At 76.5% G+C, this 752-nt stretch carries 1 pseudogene; it reads left to right on the top strand.

Annotated elements, in window-relative coordinates:
* Nucleotides 1-752, top strand: a pseudogene (locus B4E30_RS07370) (hypothetical protein); the annotation flags it as partial.

A 752-nucleotide genomic window follows, 5' to 3' on the forward strand; every position in this document is an offset into this window, starting at 1 on the left:
GGCCCTCGACGCCGAGCGCGACGCGGCGACCGCTGCGTCGGATGCGCGGGCAGCCGTCGCCGAGGTGCGCGGCGCCGTCGGCGACGCCACCGTCGACTCGCTCACCGCAGATCTCGAACGCGCCGACGCCGACCTGGGTCTGGCCGAAGCGGCCGACGCGCGACGTCGGGAGTTGTCCGAGCAGCGCCGCGGCCTCGTGGAAGCCGACGCGCAGGCGGCGGCCGAGCGGGAGCTGCTCGTCGCGGATGCGGTGGCACGGCGGCAGGAGATCGCCGCCGCCGACCAGGAGCTGGCGCAGACGCGCCGACGCGTCGACGCTGCCCGGGGTGAGCACGACAGCGTCGCGTCGCGACTGGCCGCCGCGCGCCGGCGGCGCAGCGCGGCCGAGGCGCTGCGCACGGCCTCGCGCGAGCACCTCGCGAGCGTCGACGCCGAGTCGGTCGCTCGTCGCGACATCGATGGCCGGCTCACCGACAGCGGCTTCGAGTCGGTCGACGATGCCCGTGCGGCGCTGCTGCCGGCATCGGAGCGCCGAGACCTCGACGCGGCCGTGACGGAGCACGAGGTGCAGCTACGCAGCGAGCGCGACCGACTCCGCGAGTTGGAACTCGAACTCGCTGGCGTCGGTGACGAACCGATCGACACCGACGAGACCGCGACCGCCCTCGGCCAGGCGCGAGACCGATGGAGCGCGGCCGTCGACGCGGCGGCCGCCGCGACGCAGCGCCGGGAGCGGCTGGCCGATCTCCGCG

It is taken from the genome of Microbacterium sp. UBA3394, from assembly GCF_002358725.1.
Classification (GTDB): Bacteria; Actinomycetota; Actinomycetes; order Actinomycetales; family Microbacteriaceae; genus Microbacterium; species Microbacterium luteum.